Here is a 19,644-nt window from a genome sequence, read left to right as displayed (position 1 = left end):
CAGTATCTTGAAACTGTATAAAGCGGGGAAAACACATGCTGACAGAAAAGCTGCTGCTTCACGTACTCATTATTCTGGCTCCCATTTTTCTGCATATTGTCTTTTTTGAAAACAAACATATTAAGCATTCTCAGTATGTTTGCGGTATTATCCAGGGAATTGCAGCTGCTCTATGCTTGATTTTTTCCTATGAAAGCTTCGGTCTATTCTGGGACTTGAGATATGTGCCGTTAGTACTTGCATTTCTTTATGGCGGAAGAACAGCAGGCTTCATTGTGCTCCTGTTTATCGTATCAGCAAGAACGTATATGGGCGGAGATGCCCTCGTATTTGGCTATGTGAGTGTGGCATTGGTCGCTCCTCTCCCATACTTTCTGCAAACATACTTTTCTTCTGTCACTGTTCCCAGAAAAAGAATTCTTCTTACCATGCTGACTGTCCTATGGCCAGGTGTAATTCAACTGGGGATTTTGATAACTTTTCTGCTTTATGAAGGCACCCTCAGGGCAGAGGCCCACTCTCTGGTGCTCGTCATTTCTCTCTTTTCCATTATTCAGCTCCTTGCTGCCGGGCTGGCAGCCAATCTGAACGAATCGATGATTGAACGAGTGCTGATGAAGCAGGAAATCAGGAGAGCAGAAAAATTGAATACTCTTGGGGAGCTGGCTGCATCAATTGCACATGAAATCAGAAATCCTCTCACTGTGGTTAAGGGATTTCTGCAGCTGATGCAAAGGCAGGAAAAAGGAGAAAATTATCAATATTTAACACTTGTACTAAGCGAGCTGGGAAGAGCTGAAGCGATTATAAACGACTATCTGAATTTTGCGAAGCCTGAATTTAAAAAAATAGAAAGCTTTCAATATTCAGAAGCCATTAGGGACGTTTACTTGCTCCTGCAGCCCTATGCGCTGAAGCAGGGAGTGTCACTCTATTTTCAGGTGGCTTCTGACTGCAGGCTTTCAACAGACAAAAATCAGCTGAAGCAGGCTCTTGTGAATATTATCAAAAATGCAGTTGAAGCAACTCCCCCAGCAGGAACCGTTTCTATCACATTACAAGCGAAGGAATCTTCTGCCTGTCTAACAGTCCAAGATACGGGGAAAGGCATGACCCCTGAACAGCTTGGCAGAATCGGAACGCTTTTTTATACAACGAAAGATAAAGGAACAGGTCTTGGCACAATGGTCTCCCTGCGCATTATTGAAACGATGAATGGTAAAATTGAGTATCAGAGCGAGCCCAACAAAGGAACTGAAGTGACAGTGACTCTTCCGGCTGAGACAGCAAAGTTTCAAACAAACGTTTAATGAAATGTCCTGTTGATTCAAAGATTTTAGCATCGCACTGCTCTATGTAACCTGAGAAAGGTCACCGGGATATGAAAAATGACAGTAGTTAACAACTAATGATAAAGGTGGGGTTTTCTTGGCAGACAAAGCAGGACTAAACAGCAAAGCTATTACAGCACTGACGCTCGGCATACTATCTATTTTCATTCCAGGACTGGGACTTCCTATTGGCATTATCGGAATCATTTTCTCAAGGCTGGCAAATAAGGAATTAAAGCTAGGTAATGGAGATGGCAGAGGGCTGGCGGCAGCAGGATTGGGCTGCAGTATAGCAGGCGTGGTCATACATCTGTTTTTAATTATTGTTGGCATTCTCTCATTTTATTCATACAGTTAGATTTTTGTTGAGCATGGCTCAAAGAATACAGCAGGCTTAGAGGTCCCTTCGTACTCTAAGCTTTTTGTATACAGCGAAAGGAAAAGCTGTCACGACAGTCGTCACCTTTCAGGAAGCTTTCATGTTATTTCTGCGGATTTTCCTATACAATATAAACATAACGATATTGGACATAAAGGCTGGTTGAGCAATGAGTATATTATCTGCAGAAAATTTATATAAAACATACGGCGAAAAGACGCTTTTTGACCATATTTCTTTTACCATTTCGGATAAACAGCGGATCGGACTGATCGGTACAAATGGAACCGGCAAATCGACCCTGCTCAAGTTTCTGGCAGGAATGGAGAGTGTGGAGGAAGGAAAGCTTGTGCACAGCAATGATCTTCACATTGAATATCTTCCGCAGCAGCCGGAAATGGAAGAAGAAAAAACGGTGCTGGAGCAGATTTATTATGGTGATTCCACCATCATGAAAGTACTGAGAGAGTACGAACAATCTTTAAGTGAGCTTGAGGCTGATCCGAACAGCAGCAGTAAGCAGGAAGAGCTGATAAAAGTTCAGCAAAAAATGGATGAGCATGATGCATGGGAGGCAGGTACGCAAGCAAAAACCATTTTATCTAAATTAGGCATTACGTCTTATCACAAGAGGGTAAGTGAGCTGTCCGGCGGGCAGAAGAAGCGTGTGGCCATCGCAAAGGCACTGATTCAGCCTGCGGACATTCTGATTTTGGATGAACCGACAAACCATCTGGATAATGACACGATAGAGTGGCTGGAAATGTTTCTCGCTTCATATAAAGGAGCACTCATCCTGGTCACGCATGACAGATATTTTTTAAACAAAGTCACCAATAAGATTTTTGAGCTGGATAAAGGAAAACTATATATTTATGAAGGGAATTATGAAGTGTTCCTGGAGAAGAGAGCCGAACGCGAACTACAGGAGACCCAGTCGGAAACAAAGCGGCAAAATCTTTTGCGGAGAGAGCTTGCCTGGCTGCGAAGAGGAGCGAAGGCACGTACCACGAAACAGAAAGCCAGAATACAAAGAGTGGAGAACCTGCAGGATCAGAAGGGACCTTCACAGGCTGGAGATCTGGACTTTGCGATCGGCTCAACACGCCTTGGAAAAAAGGTGCTTGAGGTGATAGATGTTACAAAATCCTTTGAAGACAAAACGCTGATTTCTAACTTTAACACATTGATTATTCCCGGAGACAGAATTGGCATTATCGGCCCGAACGGGAGCGGAAAATCAACGCTGCTGAACATCCTGGCGGGCAGGATCAACCCGGACACTGGGGAAGTAGTAAGGGGCGACACGGTTAAAATCGGCTATTACACGCAGGATCATTTAGAGATTAATCCAAATCTCCGGGTGATTGAATATATAAAAGAAGTGGCCGAGATTGTTCACACTGCTGACGGCCAGACTGTGACAGCCGAACAAATGCTGGAAAGATTTCTTTTTTCCCGGCCGATGCAGTGGACCTATATCGGAAAGCTGTCGGGCGGTGAAAAGAGACGGCTTTATTTACTGAGAGTATTGATGGCAGAACCGAATGTGCTGTTTCTGGATGAGCCGACAAATGACCTTGATACCCAGACACTCTCAGTGCTGGAAGATTATCTTGATCAATTTCCCGGCGTGGTCATCACCGTATCCCATGACAGGTATTTCCTGGACAGAGTGGTGGACCACTTGCTTGCGTTTGAAGGCGGCGGTATGATTGAGCGTTTTCAGGGAAGCTATACGGAATACATGGAACAAAAAAAACAGGGAAGTGTTCCACAAGCAGGAGAGACACAGAAGAAGCCTGCAGATACTGCGCCGGAAGCCCCTAAAACGAGAAAAAAGCTATCCTATAAAGATCAGCTGGAGTGGGATGGAATTGAAGATAAAATCTCAGGTCTAGAAGAGAAGCTGGAGAAACTGCAGGCAGGAATTGACGCCAGCGGAAGCGACTACGAAAAAATCAATAAGCTGATGTCCGAGCAGCGGGATGTAGAAGATAAGCTCGAGGAATCCATGGAGCGCTGGACTGAGCTATCTCTTTTGATGGAAGAAATAGAAGAAAATAAATAACGGCTGCTGAATACAGCAGCTTTTATTTTTTGGCAGTGATGAGGAATAGATACGGGCAAGGACAATGACAGTTTGCTGCCTTTTCTATTCCTTACACTCAATTTCATCGAGATAGTGGTGAATGCACCTTGCATAATAAGATACATCCTTTAGTGTTTGGGCAGCGAGCATGTTATGCCTGAGCTGTGCGAGATGCTTTCGTTCTGTGTCTGTCATGAGGTCCAGCAGAGTGAGGTCCTGGTTATCCATTGCAGCCTCCTGTTATGAAAGAGTTCCTTTTTAATCTTCCCGCTCCGGTAGGGTTCATTCCCTCTGTTTTGCTGTGATTTTTATGTATTTTTGTATATGCTATGAAGGATAACACTTAGTGAAGAAAGTAGGAAAAAGTTTGAAAACATTTGTAGAACTGGGGATACAGAAAGCGCTGGGAGAAAAATTGGCTCAAAACGGTATCCACGAGCCGACACCCATTCAGGAAAAATCAATTCCTCCCATTCTGGAGAACAAAGATATTATTGCAAAAGCACAGACAGGTACGGGCAAGACACTCGCATTTTTGCTTCCCATTCTTGAAAAAGCGGAGCCTTCAAAAGAGGGAATTGAAGCACTGATTGTCACACCTACAAGGGAGCTGGCTATTCAAATTACTTCAGAGGTGAAAAAGCTGATTGAAGCAGTTCCCGAGATTTCTGCACTTGCAGTGTACGGCGGACAGGACGTAGAACGGCAAATGAAAAAGCTGAAAGGAAATATCTCCATTGTGATCGGGACACCGGGAAGAATTCTTGACCATGTCAGAAGGGAAACGATTGATCTGTCATCAGTCAGGAAGCTGGTACTGGATGAAGCAGATCAGATGCTGCATATCGGCTTTCTTGGCGAAGTGGAAAGAATCATTGCGGAGCTGCCTTATGAAAGGCAGACCATGCTGTTCTCTGCAACCATTTCAGATCAGGTGAGAAGCCTTGCCAGAAAATATTTGCAGAATCCGGTAAACATTGAGGTCAGGCATCAGCGGGAAGTAACATTGCGGGAGATTCAACAGACTGTTGTGGAAACAACCGACCGGAGGAAACAGCAGGCACTGATAGATATGATGAGAGAGCATCAGCCATTTTTGGCCATCATCTTCTGCCGAACCAAGAGAAGGGCAAGCATACTAAATGAAGCACTTCAGCAGCAGGGATTTCTTTCGGACGAGCTTCATGGCGACCTGTCACAGGCAAAGCGGGAAAGAGTGATGGCGAGCTTCCGGGAGGCAAAGCTTCAGTATTTGGTGGCAACGGATGTTGCTGCGAGAGGGCTGGATGTGGAAGGCGTCACACACGTTTACAATTATGATATTCCTCATGATACAGAAAGCTATATTCACCGCATCGGCCGTACAGGAAGAGCTGGAGGAACGGGCGTAGCAATCACATTCGCAGCTCCAAAAGACAAGCAGCATCTGGAACAGATTGAAAAAGAAACAAAGCAGCACATTCAGAAAATTGTTCGAGATACGATCCCTGAAAAACCTGAAAGAGAAAGGGGAGCGCACAAGCCTCGTTCATCCGGAAAATCCTTCTCTCCCAGAAAGAAAGCAGGGGATGGCGGCAGTAACAGGGGATTCGGAAAAAAAAGAGGGGAAAATACACGCAATAAAAAAACTCGTTGAAAATAGCGAGTTTCAGATTTGTGACAAAAGGCAGTGAGAAGCCAATCTCGCTGCCTTTTGTCATTATTTGTTTAGGAATGGTGGGGAAAAGGGTGATTTCCGCTCAGGGTGCTTGCTTTCAGGGGGCGGGCGGAAAGCGTCCTCCCGGAGTGGGTATCTATCCGCATTGGAATTTTATCTATATTTAAAATAGCCCGTAATCAAACTCGGAATCCTCGAGTTTGACTACGGGCTGTAACTCGCTGAAAATAACGAGTTTTTTAAATATGGCCATAGATTAATTTTCCTGCGCCCACTCTTCAACGTTCCACACATTCGTCACCCAATCCTGATAAAAATCAGGCTCATGGCTGACGAGGAGAATGGTGCCTTTGTAGGCTTTTAACGCACGCTTCAATTCTTCTTTTGCTGAAATATCCAAGTGGTTTGTTGGCTCGTCAAACAGCAGCCAGTTGCTTTCGTTTTGCAGAAGCTTGCAAAGCCTTACTTTTGCCTGCTCTCCACCGCTCAGCTGACTAAGCGGACGGGATATATGCTCGTTTTTAAGCCCGCATCTGGCAAGGATGGCGCGAACCTGATGCTGATCAAGATGCGGAAATGCATTCCACACATCATCGATTGGTGTCAGGTTATCAGCCTTGACCTCTTGCTCAAAATAAGCCGGGTAAAGAAAATCACCATGCTCGACTTTCCCGCCAAGAGGCTGAATTTTCCCCAGAATGGTTTTAAGCAGCGTGGATTTCCCGACGCCGTTGCATCCTACAATAGCGATCTTCTCGCCGCGCTCAATTTTCATGCTCATTTTTGGCAGGAGAGGGAAGCTGTAGCCTATCTCGAGATCCTGGCCTTCAAACACGAGCCTGCTGCTGCCTCTTGCTTCTTTAAAATCAAAGACGGGCTTCATTGATGTCTCAGGCCTGTCAATCCGGTCCATTCGGTCCAGCTGCTTCTGACGGCTTTTTGCACGGCCGGTAGTAGAATAGCGGGCTTTGTTTTTTGCAATAAAATCTTCCTGCTTTTTAATAAAATCCTGCTGCTTTTCGTAGGCATTAATATGTTGGTTTTTATTGATCTCCGCGAGTTCAATGAATTTTTCGTAGGTAGCTGTATAGCGTGTCAGCTTGGAAAACTCCAGCTGAAAGATAACGTCCACAACACCATTCATAAATTCGGTTTCATGAGAGATGAGCAGGAAAGCATGAGGATATTCTTTTAAGTAGCTGCTCAGCCAGCGGATATGCTCAACATCCAGATAGTTCGTCGGCTCATCCAGCAGCAGCACCTCCGGTTGTTCCAGAAGCAGCTTCGCCAAAAGAACCTTTGTCCGCTGCCCTCCGCTCAAAGCAGCTACATCACGGTCAAGTCCAATTGCATCCAGCCCCAAACCGCGTGCTGCATCCTCGACCTTGATATCAAGGGAGTAAAATCCCCCGGCTTCAAGTGCGTCCTGGATATCGGCCATTTGCTCCAGAAGCGTTTCAAGCTCCTCAGGGGAAGCAGTCCCCATTTTTTCAGTTACTTCATTCAGCGCATTTTCCTGCTCATAAAGTGGGAGAAAGGCATCTCTTAGAACGTCGCGGATGGTTTTCCCCGGTGTTAAAATCGTATGCTGATCAAGATAGCCGTACTTTACGCCGGGTGTCCATTCCACCCGACCTGTATCATAGATAAGCTCTCCAGTCAGAATGTTCATCAGTGTTGATTTTCCGACGCCGTTAGCCCCGACAAGGCCAACGTGCTCACCTGCCAGTAAGCGGAAGGATACATCTTTAAAAAGAGTGCGGTCGCCAAAGCTGTGACTTAGTTTATCGATTGATAGTAAACTCATAATATATACTGAACCCCCAAAGGTAAATGTAAAAAATTATCTTGCATAATCATACTAAATTCCGGAGGCTGTGGCTATCCCCGGCACACAAATACGTCAGGAAAATCATTTCCAGCACATAGAGATCTGCATATAAGTTTTACATGGCTCTTCCTTATATAAGATAAAAAACATGGAAATGAGACCCGCAGGACGCGAAACAGCCAGCTTAAACAACAGAAGCATTAATGGTATGATGGAGGATATGATGGAACAGAGAGGAAGTAGAAAATGGGCAAAACAGTAGTGCTTGCCGAAAAGCCCTCAGTGGGGAGAGATTTGGCAAGGGTATTAAATTGTACAAAAAAAGGCAACGGATATATAGAAGGAGACCGCTACATTGTCACGTGGGCACTGGGTCATCTGGTCACTCTTGCAGATCCGGAAATATACGGAGATACGTACAAAACATGGAAACTTGAAGATCTGCCTATCATGCCGGGAGATTTAAAACTGGTCGTCATTAAGCAGACAGGAAAACAGTTTCAGGCAGTAAAAGCACAGCTGAACCGGAAGGATGTCACAGAGGTAATTATTGCCACAGATGCGGGCCGTGAAGGGGAGCTGGTTGCAAGGTGGATTCTCCAGAAGGCTCATATGAACAAACCTGTTAAGCGGCTCTGGATTTCTTCAGTCACTGACAAGGCAATTCAGGAAGGCTTTAAAAAGCTGAGGAACGGCAGGGAGTATGAAAACCTTTATGCCTCTGCAGCGGCAAGGTCAGAAGCGGACTGGCTGGTCGGCATCAATGCAACGAGAGCGCTGACCACCAAGTACAATGCACAGCTTTCCTGCGGCAGGGTGCAGACTCCTACCTTGTCCATGATTGCCCAAAGGGAAGAAGAAATTAAGAATTTTCAGCCCAAACCGTATTACGGAGTAAAAGTTTCTGCTGAGGGTGTTCAATTTACCTGGCAGGATCAGAAAACAAAAGAATACAGAACATTTTCAGCTGACAGGGCGAGAGATGCGGCAGCTTCTATCAAAAACAAACGTCTAAAGATTGTAGACATCGACAAGGCAGCCAAAAAATCTTACTCTCCTCAGCTGTATGATCTAACAGAATTGCAAAGGGATGCCAACAAAGTATTCGGCTACTCTGCCAAAGAAACTCTGTCTATTATGCAGGGCCTTTATGAGACACATAAGGTTTTAACATATCCGAGGACGGACTCCAGATACATCTCAAGCGATATTGTTGATACGATAAAAGAAAGGCTCGCAGCTTGCAGGGTGCAGCCATATGCACAAATTGCAGGAAAGCTTTTAACAAAAGGGATAAAAGCTAACAAATCTTTTGTAGATGACAGCAAGGTCTCTGACCACCATGCCATTATTCCAACGGAAGAGCCCCTCCGTCTTGGTGCTTTGAGCGATAAAGAGAGAAAAATTTATGACCTGGTGATTAAACGGTTTTTGAGCGTCTTATCAGAGCCGTTTCAATATGAGCAGACCACAATTAAGGCGGGCATCGGCGGTGAAACCTTTATTGCCAAGGGCAAGGTGGTAACTTCACCAGGCTGGAAAGCTGTTTACGGACAGCAGGATGGGGATGACGAAAGCGATGATCTTGCTGATCAAACCCTTCCGAAGCTGGAAAAGGGGGCAGAGCTTGGGGAGATTTCTATTAAAGAAACGCAAGGGGAAACAAAGCCTCCTGCTCGCTTTAACGAAGGTTCGCTGCTGTCTGCGATGGAAAATCCCGGACGGTTTATGAGCGGAGAAAAAAAGGAGCTGATCAAGACCCTTGGAGAAACCGGCGGTCTTGGTACAGTTGCGACAAGAGCAGACATTATTGAAAAATTGTTCTCAAGCTTTCTGATTGAAAAGAAAGGCAAGGACATCCATATTACGTCCAAAGGAAAGCAGCTTCTGGAGCTCGTGCCTGAAGACTTAAAATCACCTGCTTTAACGGCTCAATGGGAGCAGAAGCTTGGTGCAATTGCAAAGGGCGGTCTTGCGAAAAAAGCATTTATACAGGAAATGAGAGCCTATGCAAAACAGGCAGTTCATGAAATAAAAAGCAGCGACAAGAAATTCAAGCATGATAATGTGACCGGCAGCCGATGTCCGGAATGCTCCAAGCTGCTGCTGGAGGTGAATGGCAAAAAGGGCAAGATGCTGGTCTGCCAGGACCGTGAGTGCGGATACCGGAAAAACGTTGCAAAGGTGACCAATGCACGCTGCCCGCAGTGCCGTAAAAAGCTGGAGCTGAGAGGAGAAGGTGAAGGTCAGATTTTTGTCTGCGTCTGCGGCCATCGAGAAAAGCTTTCCACCTTTAATGAACGGCGAAAAAAGGATAAAAATAAAAACGTGTCGAAAAAAGAAGTACAGAGTTATATGAAAAAGCAGGGCCGCCAAAGTGATGAGCCGATCAACACTGCTTTAGCGGATGCTCTTGCAAAGCTGAAGCTGGATAATTAAAAGGGGAGAGTTGTAAATGGGGATTTTCGACGGAATCATGGGAAATGCATCCGAGATGAGTGTCAGAGATGTTCGCCAGCAGTTTTCGCAGGTGCTGGCTCCTAATGAAAGTATTGAAAAAGCGTACAAGCTGATCCGGGATCTTTTTATCTTTACAAACAAGCGTCTGATTCTTGTTGATAAACAGGGGATTACAGGCAAAAAAGTCGAGATTCATTCCATTCCCTATAGAAGTATCACTCACTTCAGCATCGAAACGGCAGGTAATTTTGATTTGGATGCCGAGCTGAAAATCTGGATATCGGGAAGCGAGCTTCCTGTTGAAAAAACCTTTAACAAAAGCCTGAACATTTATGAACTTCAAAGTGTACTGGCAGAATATGTACTTCAATGAAAATCCGGCTGATGCCGGATTTCAGATTGCCGGCAAAAGGTAGTGAGCAGCCAATCTCGCTGCCTTTTGTCATTTTTTTTGGAATGGTGGGAAGAAGGCTCATTTCCGCTCCGGGTCTTGCTTTCCGGGGGTCAGGCGGTAAGCCTCCAGGAGTCAAGCACCCTCCGCTCCAATCAGCAGTTATATTCATAGTACTTTGACTTAAAATTTATGAAGATTCAGAGAGAAGCACCTTGCCAATTCAAAGTTGCCATTGCTTTACATTGATGTCAGCAAACACAATGGTCTCTTTGCGTCTTTTGTGTCCGCAGGGCAGCAGTTAAAGTATACAACTACAACAAAGGAAGTCTCTATTACAGTAGGAACCATCAAAAGCTCAGTCAGCATCATATTTGGAAGCTAACTAAAAGAGGCAGAACATGTACGGTACAATTTACACAATAGCAACCAACATACTGGTCCTACACATCATCATCGTTCATCACTTCTAGATAAAAAGGATTGATCAGAAAAACATAATTTGCTTTTGCGGGAGTTTGCAACACTTGCTCTCACCGGAATATCTTGAATTCGAGATACGTCCCTCCGTTCCTGGTTTTTGCGGGAAACCTTTATATGTGTAACACGTATATATATATTTCTTTTTTACAGTCTTTACTTAGAAAAAGAAGGAACAAAGGAACACGATTCTTTGAGCCCTTGGTAGTAAAGGATTCAACCGCTCCTTTTTGCGGGAAAAGAGAGGGACATCGCAGGGACATCTCGAACAGAAAAGGAACATGAAAAGGAGTTTGTTGAAATCAGAAGGCGTGACCGTGTCTTTGAGGGAGTCAGGTAGACTGCGACATCGCATAAAAAGGAACAATTTTCAGGGGTATAAGGAACATGTAGCCACCGGAAGGGCAAAAAAAGGAACAGCTCAGACCCTTTTTGTGAGGGTGTAAGCCGCTCCTCCCCTATTTTTCTGTGTGACTCAATATGTTTAATCCTATTTACAGCAATCGCTCTAAAAGATAAACGAACAATACAAATACTAAAAAGGATCCTATATCTTTTAGAATCAACTTTCTAGTGAGATAGATGTGATAGCCATAGATTAGAACGCCTGTAAAATATACCCATGCGATATGCGGCATAAAAGCGGCGAGCACTAATGGTATAAAGACCATAAGTCCGATGATGATACCTTGTGGATTTTGTTTTTTATTTTGCGCTTCTAGCATGATATACACCCCCATTTTAATATCATATAAAAAAGTCAGAAAACTCGCAAATTAATATTGTAAATTTTTAGAAATTAGTTTATTGAAATTTATTAAAAAGTGGTAGCATCATTTTTGCAGTCGGTTTGGGAACGTAGCTACGGCATACTGGCCGCTGGATTTTTGTATGTAAGATTAAAAGACAACAATGTGTACACCGGAATTGCGGTCCATATGATATGGAATGCGATTACGATTATAATATGATGGTGCCATATATGAAGCGGAAGGCTGCACGTAAACGCTATTACGAAGCCCGCCCGTGGAAAGCGTCCAACCGGAGTGGAAATCTAACCACATTGATTCTCTATCTATATTTAAAAAAGACCGCAGGCAAACTGGGAATTCTCCAGTTTGTCTACCATCTGAATCCGGCCGATGCCGGATTTTTTTGTGTTTAACACCAGTGCTGAAAAGGAGTTCAGCACTCTTCATAAGAAGCAAGCGCCAGCCACACATTGCAGAAACAGGAAGGCAGCACTCCATAAGGACTTACTCTCCCCTACGGCTCAGGACCTAGCTGAAAATAAAGCGCAGGCTCGTTATGAACTTTTTGCCTGACAGGTAAGATAGAGACATGAAGAAAGGAGGAAACAAAGATGAAGAAATTTGGCTTATTTGCAGCAGGTGGAATTGCAGCTCTGATTCTGCTGGCAAACGTCGGCTCTATGCTTGCACTTGCTGTCACTCTGGTGCTTCTGTATTTCGTTTTCCGAGAATTTATGAAAGCGAAGTCGACATCAGCGAAGGTTCTCTGGGGGATTGCGGGCATCATCATTGCAAGTGCCACACTCGCCAACATTCCAGCACTTCTGGGCCTTGTGGCAGCGTATGTACTGTATCTTGTCGTGAAAAGCTGGCGTTCGGACGGCCATGGCAAACAAGAGAGCGGCGACCCTTTTACGTCTTTTGAAAAAGAATGGCGTAATTTGAAACAAACAAAATAATGATCAGGGGAGAGAACAGAGATGATGAACTTTTTTCAAAGATTAACAGATACCATCACAGCCGATTTGAATGAGTTATTGGATGAAAAGGATCAAAAAAGCCCCATCAGTATGCTCAACAAATATCTGAGAGATAGTGAATATGAAACAGAGAAAGTCAGAAAGCTCATTGAGAGGCAGCATATTCTAAAAGACGAATTCTCCAAAGAGTACCAAGAGGCTGCCGCGATGGCTGAAAAACGAAAACAGCAGGCTGAAGTGGCCAGCCGGGCGGGTGAGCTGGAGCTGTATGACTTTGTTGTGCACGAGCGGTCAATCTATGAAAATCGCGCGAAAAGAATACAATCCTCTATGGAGGAAGCTGCGCAGCAACTAAGAAATCTGGAAAGTAAATATGAAGAAATGAATCATAAGCTGAAGGATATGTATCTGAAACGAATGGAGCTCATGGGAAAAGAGAACATGGCAAGAGCTCAGTACAACTTGAATAAGTTGGAGAAAGCAGACTCCGCTGCTTCTGAAGCAAAATCTGAGCAAATGGGTTCCTGCCTGGATAAGCAGGAGCCGAAGAACTGGAAACATCAATCAGTGGATGCCAGAATTGAAGAGCTGAAAAAAGAGCTTGAACAGAAAGAAAGTAATTCTCTTTCTTAAGGCAAACTGCTATTCTAAAAGGGGCGCACACTTTTACATGCTGCGCCTTTTTTCCTAAGGCTTTGAGATACAGCGGACAGTTGTTTCGCTTGCACTTATTGCCCACTGTATACACCATTGATTTTGCGAGATAAGCATTCAACTGATAGATAGACGGAACATTTCCGACTATTTATAAAATAGCATCCAAAAAGCCTCATATAAGCGGAGACATTCCGTCTATTGACCTAAAACAGCCTGTAATGGGGGCTTTTTATCAGCATAACCGGAAAAGCTCCTCTTATTTACTCTGAAAAAAACTGTTTTTTGCAATTAACCGGAAAAGCTCCGTTTATTTTCAATCCCCGGTTCATCAAACCAGATAGAGCCCAGCTTTTTCATGATGATCACGCAAATATTGAATTTGCACATAATTATTTTTTGGCGATACCTAAGAGATAGATAAAGCACCGAATCTTTTAATACATGGAAGCTCGCATGCTGCATACGATGAAGGAAGGGGGATGAAAGGCCATGGAAAGGACAAAGCAAAGAAATGCCGCACAGTGGATACTATACGCAGCTTTTTTTCTGCTGCTTCTTGAACTGCTGTTTTTTGACAGCGGGCTGATTTTCTCCCTTCTCGTTTCCCTTGCTATGATTTATATCGGAAAGAAAAAACTGACCGGATCTGCAGGGAAAATTCTTTTTTGGATCGGCGTGGTTACCTCTTTTTTTACCATCATAAATATGATGACATTTCGTTTTCTTCTGCTGGCAGGCTGTATCTATTTTTTCGTTCAGTATACCCAGTCAAAGCAGAAGCCAGCAGTCATAATCCCCAGTATCCAACCTTCTACTGCAGAGCCGCTGTCAGAGCCGCTTTTGAAAAAAGAGCCTCTTTTTAAAAATGTGCTCGCAGGCAGGCAGCAGACACCGGAGCAGGCCTACGAGTGGAGCGATGTAGTGTTCCAGGCCGGCATCAGTGACACGATCATTGACTTGAGCAACACGGTTCTGCCGGACGGAGAAGCTGTTATCATGATTAGAAGCCTGATTGGAAATGTGAAAGTACTTGTTCCCTATGAGGTTGAAGTAAGTGTCAGGCATTCTGTTTTGTACGGATCTACCGTTATTTTTCAGCAGCAGGAGCAAAATTTGCTGAATGCTTCTGTTTCCTATCAGACAGAGAATTACGACACAGCAAAGCAGAAGATTAAAATTGTCACTTCTATGTTCACTGGAGAAATTGAGGTGAGCCGCATATGAAGACAATACTGCGCCAGGTGCTTCTGCATGTGCTGCTCTCTCTCGGTATAGCCGCTGTGCTATCATCGGCCTTCCTTTGGGTATTTCCTTCCGTTACGCTTTCTTCCCTATGGGAGGCAGAAGTTTATGACATGCCGTTTATCGTCTTTATCGGATGCTTGAGCAGTGCTGCAGGATTTTTCACAGGCATTTTTACCGGCATGCATTGGAGAAATCAGTTTCAATCCCTGAGCGGCGAGCTTTTTCATATTGAGCAGGGAAAACCTGTTCAGGAAGAAAAACTAGCCTCACTTCCTGAAAGAGACATGATTGCAGGCTCTCTATTAAAAATTCAGAAGCAGCAGGCAGAACAGGCGAAGCTTTTTCAAAAAATGGCTACGGAAAAAGCAACGAATCAGGAAGTAAGAATTCAGGAAATTGTAGAACAGGAAAGAAACAGACTCGCCAGGGAGCTGCATGATTCAGTCAGCCAGCAGCTTTTTGCAGCATCTATGATGATGTCCGCTGTCACAGAGGGCAGGGCAGAAGGCAGGCAGGATGACAGGCAGCTGAAAATGGTGGAGTCAATGATTCATCAATCTCAGCTTGAAATGAGGGCACTTCTTCTGCATTTGCGGCCCGTTCCGCTGAAAGGAAAAACCCTGCAAGAAGGAATGAAGGAACTGCTAATCGAACTTACTCAAAAGGTTCCTTTAGAGATTGAATGGAAAGTGGAGGATATGGAGCTTGATAAAGGAGTCGAGGACCATCTGTTCCGGATTCTGCAGGAATCTGTATCTAATACTTTAAGGCACGCAAAGGCCACAAAGCTTGAGGTACTGCTGATTCACAGGGACGGACTGATTATCATGAGAGTGGTTGACAACGGCATCGGCTTTAATGTGGAAGAAACAAAAGCAGGCTCATACGGTCTGCAAAACATGTACGAAAGAGCGGTAGAAATAGGCGGAACAACGAAGATTGTCAGTTTAAAAGACAAAGGCACACGCCTTGAAGTAAAGGTGCCAATTATTCTTTAAGCAGGTGAAAACAATGATTAAGGTTCTTTTTGTTGATGATCATGAAATGGTACGAATCGGGGTCTCTTCCTACTTATCAGCTCAGCCTGATATAGAGGTCATCGGGGAAGCTGACAACGGAGCGAGCGGGGTGGAACTTGCCCTGAAACTTCGGCCTGATATTATTCTGATGGATCTCGTCATGGAAAAAATGGATGGAGTTGAAGCGACAAGAAACATTATGAAAGAATGGCCGGAAGCGAAAGTGATTATTGTGACGAGCTTCATTGATGACGAAAAGGTGTATCCGGCTTTGGAGGCAGGAGCATCAAGCTATATGCTGAAAACCTCCAGGGCGAGTGAGATTGCGGATGCAATTCGTGCCACCTATCAGGGCCAGACAGTCCTTGAACCGGAAGTGACTGGCAAGATGATGTTGAAAATGCGCCAAAAGGAGCAAAGTCACCTTCATGATCAGCTGACAAGCAGGGAAATGGAAATACTCCTGCTGATGGCACAGGGAAAAACAAATCAGGAAATTGCGGATGAACTGTTTATTGCGCTGAAAACAGCCAAGACGCATGTCAGCAATATCCTCAGCAAGCTGCAGGTACAGGATCGTACTCAGGCAGTTATTTATGCATTTAAACATACGTTGGTAGAATAGAGCTCCGCAGGGGCTTTTTATTTTGCGCCAAAACAGAGTGGATGAGGAAATAATTCCTAGACTTCCAGATACAGGCTTCCTTATGGTATCTTGGGCATTCACCCATCGCCCCCTGCTGCATACTGTAGATTATCTTACAAAACAGAAGGGGTGCTTATATTGCCTGGTAAAATCAGACATTATTTTGCGAGCGGTAACACAGCCAAGGGGTTTCACAGTTTATATGCTTCTTCTTTGGACCCTTTGCAGCGGCTGTATATTTTAAAAGGAGGTCCGGGTACTGGGAAGTCTACATTAATGAAAAAGCTGGGAGAAACTTGGAGTAAAAAAGGCTTTGACGTAGAATATATCCATTGTTCATCTGATCACGAATCTATTGACGGCATTCTTCTTCCTCAGCTGCAGGCGGGTGTTGCAGACGGTACAGCTCCTCACATTATTGAGCCAAGAGTTCCTGGAGCTATTGAGGAATATATCAATCTGGGAGCAGGCTGGAATTCTTCTGAATTGAGAAAGCACAAGAAGGAGCTTCTTGCGCTGAGAGAAAATATTCAATCCTCATATCAAAGTGCATATCATGAGTTTTCACAGGCTTTAAGAATACATGATGATTGGGAAAAGATTTTTATAGAAAATATGAATTTTAAAAAGGCAAATCTTCTTACACAAAAGCTTCTATCAGAATTTTTTCAGGAAGAAAATTTGAACAAGAAGGCGAAGGTGATTCATCGCTTTTTAGGAGCGGCTACTTCAAGAGGAGCGGTGGATTATGTGCCTAATCTGACTGAAGATGTGCAGAGAAGGATATTCATCAAAGGGCGCCCTGGATCCGGGAAGTCTACGATGTTAAAGAAAATTGCAGCAGAGGCAGAAAAAAGAGGCTATGATACGGAAGTGTACCATTGCGGATTTGATCCTGACAGCCTTGACATGGTGATCTTGAGGGAAGCGGGAATCGCCATTTTTGACAGTACCGCTCCTCATGAGTATTTCCCCGAAAGAGAGGGAGATGAAATTCTCGATATGTATGCCCTCGCGATCCTGCCGGGAACAGATGAAAAATTTGCAGTACAGCTGAAGGAAATCTCCAGCAGATATGCTGAAAGAATGAAACAGGGAACTTTTTATCTGGCAGAGGCAAAAGCTCTTCATGATCAGGTGGAAGCTATTTATACCTCTTCAATGAATTTTTTAAGTGTGAATGAAGCTGCTGAAGAGATATCTTCAGAGTTTGAAAGACTGGCAGCGGAACAAATCATATACTAATTGAAAGCAGCCTCTTCCGGATGTGGAAGAGGCTGCTTTGCACGTGCATTTATAAGATGATGTTTGTTTCAACGCCGTAATGATCTGAGACCACTTCTCTGTTGATGCCATTAAAGATGACTTTTGAGTAGGAGACTGCTGCAGGCATATTCGTAAGAATCAGATCCAGGCGCAGGTTGGACTTATTCCTATCCCAGCCTGCAATTTCGCCTTTTACGGTGATGCCTGCATCCTTGTCTTCAGCGGCAGTATAAGTGTCTGTTAAGCCCTTTTGAATAAGATAATCGTACCCTTCACCGCGGATAAATGCATTATTGTTAAAGTCGCCCATCAGAAAAGCGCGCTGCCCGGTATCCGTCATCCTTAACAGGCTGTCAGCCTGATAGCGGAAAGGTTCCTCATCATCCTTCCACCAGCCGAGGTGGCACGAATAAAACATCATGAGCTGATTCTCAATCTCGACTTCCGCAAAAACGACTTTGCGTGTTTTCCAGTAAGAGATATTCTCGTTTTTTGAAACAAAGAAGGAACCCTGCCGGACGATGGGGTGCTTTGTAATAATAGCAGATCCTTCTTCATACACATCATATCCGATGTGGGAAACATCCCATGAGAGCTGATAGTCATGAATGCCAAGGTTCTGCAGCTCTTCTAGGAGGACAAGAGCATAATTATTTTTTCGAATATGTTTATCATAAAATGGCTCTTCAATATGCTGGCTGACTTCCTGGAGGGCGATTACATCATAATCATGATCCTTAATACTTTCCGCAAGAATCTTGATTTTGCTGAGCTGATCGTCCTCTTGCCAGGAGTGACAGTTTAAAGTTAACAGCTTCATCTGTTAATTCCCCAGAATATCCTGTATATCTGATTTCAGAACATCAGCCTTAGGTCCGTAGATTGCTTGAACACCTTTGTCTTTCGTAATAAGGCCGAGTGCACCGTTTTCCTTCCACTGTTTTTCTCCAGCGACATTGGCAGGATCTTTAACAGTGACACGCAGTCGGGTCATGCACGCATCAACTTCCACAATGTTTTCTGCGCCGCCCAGAAGTTCAATAATAGCCGGAGCCTGTGAGCCTGCTTTCACCTCAGCTTTACCATTGCCTTCAGTTTCTTCAATATAATTTCCATTGCGCCCAGGAGTCGGGAAATTGAATTTCTTAATCATAAAGTTGGCAATGGCAAAGTTCAATCCGAAAAACACGAGACAAGCAAGAACAAAGTTCAGAAGATCTAGCCACAACCCTGCTTTTATAATCATTGGTGTTCTAGTTAACAGCTCTATGATGCCAAAAGAGTGAACGCGGATATCTACAATATCCACAATGGCGAATGCCAGTCCGGTAGTGACTGCATAAATCACATAAAGAACCGGGGCAGCAAACATAAACATAAATTCAATCGGCTCTGTTACACCTGTCAGAAATACAGCAAGACCTGCAGAGAAAAACATAGACTTGTATTTTTTACGTTTATCAATGTCTACATTTCTATACATTGCGTAGGCAAGGCCCAGCAATGATGCCGTAGAAAGAATCATCTGTCCCACCTTGAAACGGGCAGGAGTTACATCATTTAACAGCTGATTATAGCTGTTAAGGTCACCGGCAGCCAGGAAGTTGTTCAAGTCCGCTATCCATGCGAGCCATAAAGGATCCTGTCCGGCAACTGTCTGCCCTGCACCTGAACCTGTCAGAATTGTGTAGGTTCCTCCAAGGTTTGTATAGTTCATCGGCACGGTGAGCATGTGATGAAGTCCAAAAGGCAGAAGCAGCCTTTCCAATGCACCAAAAATAAACGGTGCAATAACAGGTGCAGTATTGCGTGAAGTAGCAATCCAGCGGCCAAAATCATTCAGCAGACCCTGGATAAAAGGCCAGACCAGAGCGAGTACAACAGCTGTTACAACAGCTCCTCCAATAACAACGAAAGGCACAAAGCGCTTTCCGTTAAAGAACGACAGTGAGTCTGGAAGCTTATCATAGTTATAGAATTTATTGAATAAGTTGGCACCGAGAAAACCTGCTATAATTCCGACAAATACACCCATGTTCAAAGCGGGAGCGCCAAGCACAGAAGTAAAGTAGTCCTGTACGGCAAGTTCCTGGCCGAATAGAGATTGTACGGTTGCAGAAGAATCTGCAAGCATATCATTATTAACGCCGAAAATAGCGCCGGTAATTCTGTTAATTAATATAAATGCAATCAAAGCTGCAAATGCTCCGCCGGCACGTTCCTTCGCCCACGAACCGCCAATTGCAACAGCAAACAGAATGTGCAGATTCGTGATAATACCCCAGCCGATATCTTCCATCACTCGCGCAATCGTTTGCACAAGTGCTAAATCTCCGCCTGACATTCCAATCAATTTGCCAAGCGAGATCATAATACCTGCAGCAGGCATCACTGCGACAACCACCAGCAGGGCTTTTCCAAACTTTTGCCAAAAATCAAATGAGAGTAAGTTTTTCAT

General features: G+C 44.3%; 17 protein-coding genes. 12 read left to right on the top strand and 5 right to left on the bottom strand.

Annotation, left to right across the window (positions count from 1 at the left end; genetic code table 11):
- Positions 1–35 precede the first annotated feature (35 nt).
- The 3 genes from GJU40_RS03315 to GJU40_RS03305 all read left to right on the top strand — a co-directional run bounded on the left by GJU40_RS03315 (position 36) and on the right by GJU40_RS03305 (position 3,781).
- Positions 36–1,310 (top strand): ATP-binding protein, encoded by a 1,275-nt coding sequence (locus tag GJU40_RS03315; protein WP_154306325.1) that lies wholly within the window; start codon positions 36–38, stop codon positions 1,308–1,310.
- 118 nt (positions 1,311–1,428) lie between these two features.
- Positions 1,429–1,689, top strand: coding sequence for a DUF4190 domain-containing protein (locus GJU40_RS03310; RefSeq protein ID WP_154306324.1), 261 nt, complete (start codon positions 1,429–1,431; stop codon positions 1,687–1,689).
- 190 nt (positions 1,690–1,879) lie between these two features.
- Entirely contained in the window at positions 1,880–3,781 is a 1,902-nt protein-coding gene (locus GJU40_RS03305; RefSeq protein ID WP_154306323.1) for an ABC-F family ATP-binding cassette domain-containing protein, read from the top strand.
- An 84-nt stretch (positions 3,782–3,865) separates the two neighbouring features.
- Here GJU40_RS03305 and GJU40_RS03300 read toward each other — a convergent pair whose 3' ends face one another.
- Positions 3,866–4,030 carry a hypothetical protein gene (locus GJU40_RS03300; RefSeq protein WP_154306322.1) on the bottom strand — a complete coding sequence of 55 codons (165 nt, stop codon included), beginning with the start codon at positions 4,028–4,030 and terminating at the stop codon, positions 3,866–3,868.
- Between the two features lie 118 nt (positions 4,031–4,148).
- On the opposite strand from GJU40_RS03300, the gene GJU40_RS03295 reads away from it, so the two are divergent.
- The gene (locus GJU40_RS03295) at positions 4,149–5,438 is read left to right on the top strand and encodes a DEAD/DEAH box helicase (protein ID WP_343031367.1); all 1,290 of its coding nucleotides are present in this window, start codon (positions 4,149–4,151) and stop codon (positions 5,436–5,438) included.
- A gap of 277 nt (positions 5,439–5,715) precedes the next feature.
- Here the strand turns inward: GJU40_RS03295 and GJU40_RS03285 are convergent, their stop codons facing one another.
- On the bottom strand, positions 5,716–7,266 hold the full coding sequence (locus tag GJU40_RS03285) for an ABC-F family ATP-binding cassette domain-containing protein (RefSeq protein WP_154306320.1): 1,551 nt from the start codon (positions 7,264–7,266) through the stop codon (positions 5,716–5,718).
- A gap of 270 nt (positions 7,267–7,536) precedes the next feature.
- Here GJU40_RS03285 and GJU40_RS03280 point away from each other — a divergent pair, with 270 nt between their 5' ends.
- Together GJU40_RS03280 and GJU40_RS03275 are read left to right on the top strand one after the other, a co-directional pair.
- Positions 7,537–9,729, top strand: a complete 2,193-nt coding sequence (locus tag GJU40_RS03280) for a DNA topoisomerase III (RefSeq protein ID WP_154306319.1) — start codon at positions 7,537–7,539, stop codon at positions 9,727–9,729.
- A 16-nt stretch (positions 9,730–9,745) separates the two neighbouring features.
- Positions 9,746–10,123: a PH domain-containing protein gene (locus GJU40_RS03275; protein WP_154306318.1), complete on the top strand. Its 378-nt coding sequence runs from the start codon at positions 9,746–9,748 to the stop codon at positions 10,121–10,123.
- Positions 10,124–11,115: 992 nt separating this feature from the next.
- Here GJU40_RS03275 and GJU40_RS03265 read toward each other — a convergent pair.
- On the bottom strand, positions 11,116–11,346 hold the full coding sequence (locus tag GJU40_RS03265) for a hypothetical protein (protein ID WP_154306316.1): 231 nt from the start codon (positions 11,344–11,346) through the stop codon (positions 11,116–11,118).
- A 638-nt stretch (positions 11,347–11,984) separates the two neighbouring features.
- Here GJU40_RS03265 and GJU40_RS03260 point away from each other — a divergent pair.
- The 6 genes from GJU40_RS03260 to GJU40_RS03235 all read left to right on the top strand — a co-directional run bounded on the left by GJU40_RS03260 (position 11,985) and on the right by GJU40_RS03235 (position 17,165).
- Positions 11,985–12,332, top strand: coding sequence for a lmo0954 family membrane protein (locus GJU40_RS03260; RefSeq protein WP_154306315.1), 348 nt, complete (start codon positions 11,985–11,987; stop codon positions 12,330–12,332).
- Positions 12,333–12,353: 21 nt separating this feature from the next.
- Positions 12,354–12,986 (top strand): PspA/IM30 family protein, encoded by a 633-nt coding sequence (locus GJU40_RS03255; protein WP_154306314.1) that lies wholly within the window; start codon positions 12,354–12,356, stop codon positions 12,984–12,986.
- 513 nt (positions 12,987–13,499) lie between these two features.
- On the top strand, positions 13,500–14,234 hold the full coding sequence (gene liaF, locus GJU40_RS03250; RefSeq protein ID WP_154306313.1) for a cell wall-active antibiotics response protein LiaF: 735 nt from the start codon (positions 13,500–13,502) through the stop codon (positions 14,232–14,234).
- Complete coding sequence (locus tag GJU40_RS03245; RefSeq protein WP_154306312.1) at positions 14,231–15,253, top strand: sensor histidine kinase; 1,023 nt, start codon at positions 14,231–14,233, stop codon at positions 15,251–15,253. The genes liaF and GJU40_RS03245 overlap by 4 nt, the downstream gene beginning before the upstream one ends.
- 13 nt (positions 15,254–15,266) lie before the next feature.
- Positions 15,267–15,899: a response regulator transcription factor gene (locus tag GJU40_RS03240; protein WP_154306311.1), complete on the top strand. Its 633-nt coding sequence runs from the start codon at positions 15,267–15,269 to the stop codon at positions 15,897–15,899.
- Between the two features lie 159 nt (positions 15,900–16,058).
- Positions 16,059–17,165, top strand: coding sequence for a PRK06851 family protein (locus GJU40_RS03235; RefSeq protein ID WP_154306310.1), 1,107 nt, complete (start codon positions 16,059–16,061; stop codon positions 17,163–17,165).
- Between the two features lie 49 nt (positions 17,166–17,214).
- Here the strand turns inward: GJU40_RS03235 and GJU40_RS03230 are convergent, their stop codons facing one another.
- Positions 17,215–18,006 carry an endonuclease/exonuclease/phosphatase family protein gene (locus tag GJU40_RS03230; protein ID WP_154306309.1) on the bottom strand — a complete coding sequence of 264 codons (792 nt, stop codon included), beginning with the start codon at positions 18,004–18,006 and terminating at the stop codon, positions 17,215–17,217.
- A gap of 3 nt (positions 18,007–18,009) precedes the next feature.
- Positions 18,010–19,644: a PTS transporter subunit IIBC gene (locus tag GJU40_RS03225; protein WP_154306308.1), complete on the bottom strand. Its 1,635-nt coding sequence runs from the start codon at positions 19,642–19,644 to the stop codon at positions 18,010–18,012.

This window comes from Metabacillus lacus (assembly GCF_009674805.1).
In the GTDB taxonomy this organism is placed as follows: domain Bacteria; phylum Bacillota; class Bacilli; order Bacillales; family Bacillaceae; genus Metabacillus_C; species Metabacillus_C lacus.
This window is presented reverse-complemented; position numbering and strand designations above follow the sequence as displayed.

Coding starts and splice junctions, on each gene's coding strand:
- GJU40_RS03315 (WP_154306325.1), top strand. CDS start 36: ATGCTGACAGAAAAGCTGCTGCTTCACGTACTCATTATTCTGGCTCCC.
- GJU40_RS03305 (WP_154306323.1), top strand. CDS start 1,880: ATGAGTATATTATCTGCAGAAAATTTATATAAAACATACGGCGAAAAG.
- GJU40_RS03300 (WP_154306322.1), bottom strand. CDS start 4,030: ATGGATAACCAGGACCTCACTCTGCTGGACCTCATGACAGACACAGAA.
- GJU40_RS03285 (WP_154306320.1), bottom strand. CDS start 7,266: ATGAGTTTACTATCAATCGATAAACTAAGTCACAGCTTTGGCGACCGC.
- GJU40_RS03280 (WP_154306319.1), top strand. CDS start 7,537: ATGGGCAAAACAGTAGTGCTTGCCGAAAAGCCCTCAGTGGGGAGAGAT.
- GJU40_RS03275 (WP_154306318.1), top strand. CDS start 9,746: ATGGGGATTTTCGACGGAATCATGGGAAATGCATCCGAGATGAGTGTC.
- GJU40_RS03265 (WP_154306316.1), bottom strand. CDS start 11,346: ATGCTAGAAGCGCAAAATAAAAAACAAAATCCACAAGGTATCATCATC.
- GJU40_RS03260 (WP_154306315.1), top strand. CDS start 11,985: ATGAAGAAATTTGGCTTATTTGCAGCAGGTGGAATTGCAGCTCTGATT.
- GJU40_RS03255 (WP_154306314.1), top strand. CDS start 12,354: ATGATGAACTTTTTTCAAAGATTAACAGATACCATCACAGCCGATTTG.
- liaF (WP_154306313.1), top strand. CDS start 13,500: ATGGAAAGGACAAAGCAAAGAAATGCCGCACAGTGGATACTATACGCA.
- GJU40_RS03245 (WP_154306312.1), top strand. CDS start 14,231: ATGAAGACAATACTGCGCCAGGTGCTTCTGCATGTGCTGCTCTCTCTC.
- GJU40_RS03240 (WP_154306311.1), top strand. CDS start 15,267: ATGATTAAGGTTCTTTTTGTTGATGATCATGAAATGGTACGAATCGGG.
- GJU40_RS03230 (WP_154306309.1), bottom strand. CDS start 18,006: ATGAAGCTGTTAACTTTAAACTGTCACTCCTGGCAAGAGGACGATCAG.
- GJU40_RS03225 (WP_154306308.1), bottom strand. CDS start 19,644: ATGAAAAACTTACTCTCATTTGATTTTTGGCAAAAGTTTGGAAAAGCC.